Genomic DNA, 2,171 nt, shown 5'->3' with positions numbered 1-2,171 from the left:
CCCACTGGTGGGCAAAAATTGCCCACTGGATTTTGAGAGAAGGCCGCTATAGCACGGGGAAATAACCTGTGCTGCTTGTTTTTGTGAGTCCCTTCACGGAGTTCAGGATATTAAACCGTGTTCCTTCATTTTGGCATACAGAGACCGCCGGTTTAAACCCAGAGCCCGGGCAGTTGCGGTCCGGTTCCAGTTGTGTTCCTGCAGGGTCTTTAAAATTACCCGCCGTTCCACGTCGGCTACGATTTCCTTCAAGGTCATACCCGGTTTGATGATATCTTCTTTAAACTCGTGTTGGGGGAACCGCAGTGAATGGGGCAGGTCTTCCGGCAGAATGACCGGTCCTCTGGTCATTACTACCGCCTGCTCACAAACATTTCTCAGCTCCCGCACATTTCCCGGCCAGTCATACTGCATTAAAAGGGCCATGGCCTCGGGAGAAAAATCTGTTATGCATTTGTTCTGTTCCCTGCTGTACTTTTGCAAAAAGGCCCTGGCCAGTGCCGGAACGTCTTCCATTCTCTCCCTCAAAGGAGGAAGCCAGATGGTCACAACCTTCAGTCGAAAGTAGAGATCTTCCCGGAAGGTTCCTTCCTGAACACAACGTTCAAGATCCTTGTTGGTAGCTGCCAGTATCCGTACATCCACCCGGATGCTTTCCGTGCCCCCGACCCGTTCAAATTCCTTTTCCTGCAACACCCGCAACAACTTGGCCTGCGTTGCCAGGCTCAGTTCTCCGATTTCATCCAAGAAGATGGTCCCCCGGTGGGCCAGCTCGAATTTGCCGGGTTTCCTGGCCCCGGCTCCAGTGAACGCACCCTTCTCGTGGCCAAAAAGCTCGCTTTCCATCAAGTTTTCCGGTATGGCGGCACAGTTTATTTTAATGAAAGGACCGTCCCGCCTGCTGCTGTTGTTATGAATCGCCCGGGCTACCAGTTCCTTACCCGTCCCGCTTTCTCCCTGAATGAGTACCGTGACATTGCTTGCCGCCACCCGGCCGATGTTTTTGTAAACCACCTGCATGGCCGGCGACTGTCCAATCAAGGTTTCCATGGAAAGGGGTTCCGGTGTGCGGCCTTCCCGCAATGCTTCTACTTCCATGGCCAGTTGTCTCATAGTTACGGCCTTTTTTACCGTCAGGACCAGCTCATCCAGGTTAAAGGGCTTTATGATATAGTCAAAGGCACCGGCTTTCATGGCCTGAATGGCCATCTCGGTAGTACCGAAAGCTGTCATCAGAATTACCGGCAGACGGTTGTCCTGCTGCTGAATCCGGTCCATTACCTGCATACCGTCCAGCTCCGGCATGCGAATGTCCAGCAAGACGGCATCGGGTGGGTTCCGGCTAATCAATTCCAATGCCTGCATCCCGTCCCGGGCTGTCTGGACGCGATATCCGGCATCTTCCAGTACTTCAGTTAAAAACTCGCAGACACTTTCTTCGTCGTCTACCACAAGCACCAGTGCCATTTATCCTTCCTCCTTCGCCAGTGGAATATAAATTTTGCAGGTAGTGCCCTGTCCGAGCTGGCTTTCCAGTTCTATTTCCCCTCCATGGGCACGCATTATTTCATAGGCAATGGCCAGGCCCAAACCCACCCCTTTGGGTTTGGTGGTGAAAAAGGGATCAAACAGGTGGGGCATGATTTCCGGCGGTATACCCCGACCCGAATCTTTTACCTTTACCAGAACCATTTTTTTCTCCGCCTCAAGCTCCGTGGAGACAATAATTGTTCCCTGGCCGGACATAGCCTGGGCGGCGTTGTACAGCACGTTGTAGAGAACCTGTTCCATCTGGCCCGGATCCATCCAGACGGGGGGCAAATCTTCTGTCAATTCTCTTTTGATTTCAACCTCTGAATCGTGAGCGTCCTGGAAAAATTGGGTTACCCGGTTGACCAGCACGTTAACGTCATGGCTACCGAATACGGCCCGCGCTGGCCTGGCAAAATGCAGCAATTTGTCAACGATAGTGTTCAGCCGGTTGATCTCCCGCTGGATGATGGTAAGCGAGCGGGGAGAGGGATTGGGATTTTTCTGCCAGAATTGAAAATAACCGCTGATCGATGTAAGAGGATTGCGGATCTCATGGGCCACACCGGCCACCAGTTTACCCAGAGAGGCCAATCGTTCCTGGCGCCGGATCTGTTCTTCCAGGTGTACCCTGTCGGTAA

General features: G+C 52.7%; 2 protein-coding genes. Both read right to left on the bottom strand.

What is annotated here, in order from left to right; genetic code table 11:
- Positions 1-102 precede the first annotated feature (102 nt).
- Entirely contained in the window at positions 103-1,467 is a 1,365-nt protein-coding gene (locus ACPLUI_RS14170; protein ID WP_424660889.1) for a sigma-54-dependent transcriptional regulator, read from the bottom strand.
- Positions 1,468-2,171, bottom strand: a 704-nt coding sequence (locus ACPLUI_RS14165; protein ID WP_424660888.1) for an ATP-binding protein, incomplete at its 5' end; no start/stop codon positions are given.

Source organism: Desulfofundulus sp. (assembly GCF_049701015.1).
Lineage (GTDB): Bacteria > Bacillota > Desulfotomaculia > Desulfotomaculales > Desulfovirgulaceae > Desulfofundulus.
Note: the sequence above shows the minus strand (reverse complement) of the source record. Positions and strands in the feature narration are given on the sequence as shown.